Source organism: Limnospira sp. PMC 289.06 (assembly GCF_032350395.1).
Classification (GTDB): Bacteria; Cyanobacteriota; Cyanobacteriia; order Cyanobacteriales; family Microcoleaceae; genus Limnospira; species Limnospira platensis.
The window spans coordinates 1-1784 of the sequence record NZ_JARPLC010000272.1 but is presented as its reverse complement, the minus strand read 5'-3'; the positions used below and the strand labels follow the sequence as shown (position 1 = coordinate 1784).

Genomic DNA, 1784 nt, shown 5'->3' with positions numbered 1-1784 from the left:
ATTGACTACTCCCCGCGCTAAAGCGACGGGGATTCCCCGGAGGGATTACAGCACTTCTGAGCTAGGATTGACCCACCCGGTAGAGCCCAAATTCTCAGACGCTTAGGCGAAGTCAAAACGCCTCTTGCGGGGGTGCATTGCATCCCCGTTACTTTTGCCTTGCGGCCAATGTTCCACGCCCCGTTAGCGTCAGCGTTGACTTCAACGCCAGCACCACAGCGATAAGTTCCGCGCCGAATGCGTTGTCCTGAAGCCTTCCAACCCTCGGGTTTTTCACCGTAGACGGGGATGGCATCAAGGTCTAGCGCTGACGCTAACGGGGCGTATAACTTTCCTCCTGCTCAATGAACAAAATACCGTGAGCCTCACAAAGCCGAGCCATTCTGCTCTTCAGCTTAGCTGTCGGGATCTGCACGAACTTTTGGTTGGCCTTGTGACCCATATTGGCCCCACTTTTCTGCCCCTGATTCCAGCCGAAGACAATGGTAGCAATGCCATGCTTCAGGCAATGATTGATGACTAACCTAGCGGCTTTGTTGACGGCATCGCGCATCTGGCGATTACGCTTGCCAGTGAGTTTGTCTAGTAGCCTGCACCAGAAGGCTTGTGCTTTCCCCTCCTTAATCGTGGCAACCCGCTTGTTGTAGCCCTGGTTGAGCGCCTTCAGGTGCTTACCATCGACGATAAAGCTATGACCCTCGCTATCAACGCAGGTCAGCCAGTTGTTGATGCCATGGTCAATGGCCAGCGATTTTTCAGTGTCTAAGGCGACTGGCTCAACGGGCTTACCAGTACAAATCCAAACCGCATCAAAATAGCCAGCCCTTGGCACAATCTGAAGCTCTCTAACCTTAGTCCAGTCTAGGTTACTCGGGAAGGGCAGAAAAATCTCAGGCAGGTCAAACCAAACTTTACAAGACCTGCCCATCGGCACCCTGACTTGACCATTGACTAGCTTGAGCCACCGCTGAGGGTAGCTGAGCTCGAACAAGCCGCCAGAGCGGCGATAGTTGGGTGGCTTGGGTTTCTCAGCCAATCCGCCGCTACGCCACAGCTTGAGCAGTTCTCGGTAGCCATTAAAGGCTTCACCCACACTGATGCAGGTCTGCTGAGCAGCACTGGTATAGAGTGCCTTCATGTGAGCGTTGTGCTTCATCTGACTGGAGAGCCATTGTCCATTGGAGAACTTTCCCGCTTTGAAATACAACTGTCTAGCCAGATAGACTGTGCAGTTGTAGAGGTTATTGGAAGCGGTGCAAAGAAACTCCAACGCCGCCCTTAAGGGAGGGTCGTTGGGAAGTTGGTTTACTTGTGCTACAAAGGTTTTAGCCATAAAATCATCATACTATATTTGATTTTGTAGACACATAGGCAGTCTTCGACAATGAGGAATAAGTCTATCAACTATCGCCACGGCAACCACTCGGTAGGGCTTGCCCATGTTCACTTGGTCTGGATTCCAAAGCGGCGGAAGAAGGTTTTGGTTAGCAACGTTAAGCTTAGACTTGCCGCAATACTCAACGAGGTAGCCCGGGAAAATGAGTGGCGGCTCAAAGCATTGGAGATAGCCCCTGACCACGTTCACGTCTTGGTAGAGCATGGGTCGCAGGTCGCCATTCATCAGATAGTCAAGGCCATGAAGGGGCGTTCTTCCAGGCTGCTCAGGCAGGAGTTCCCCCACCTGTGCAAGCTGCCCTCTCTGTGGACTAGAGCGTATTTCTATGATACGACAGGAAAAGTGAGTACAGCTAGAATCATGGCCTACATCAACGACCCTCACCATA

Annotated in this window: 2 protein-coding genes; one reads left to right on the top strand and one right to left on the bottom strand. The window is 52.1% G+C overall.

Annotated elements, in window-relative coordinates; genetic code table 11:
* Positions 1-313: 313 nt before the first annotated feature.
* Positions 314-1333: an RNA-guided endonuclease InsQ/TnpB family protein gene (locus P5674_RS24405; RefSeq protein ID WP_014275940.1), complete on the bottom strand. Its 1020-nt coding sequence runs from the start codon at positions 1331-1333 to the stop codon at positions 314-316.
* Between the two features lie 51 nt (positions 1334-1384).
* Here P5674_RS24405 and tnpA point away from each other — a divergent pair.
* On the top strand, positions 1385-1784 hold a 400-nt coding region (gene tnpA, locus P5674_RS24400), incomplete at its 3' end, for an IS200/IS605 family transposase (RefSeq protein ID WP_190594130.1).

Excerpts from the sequence above, each read along its gene's own strand:
- P5674_RS24405 (WP_014275940.1), bottom strand. The coding sequence starts at position 1,333 with ATGGCTAAAACCTTTGTAGCACAAGTAAACCAACTTCCCAACGACCCT.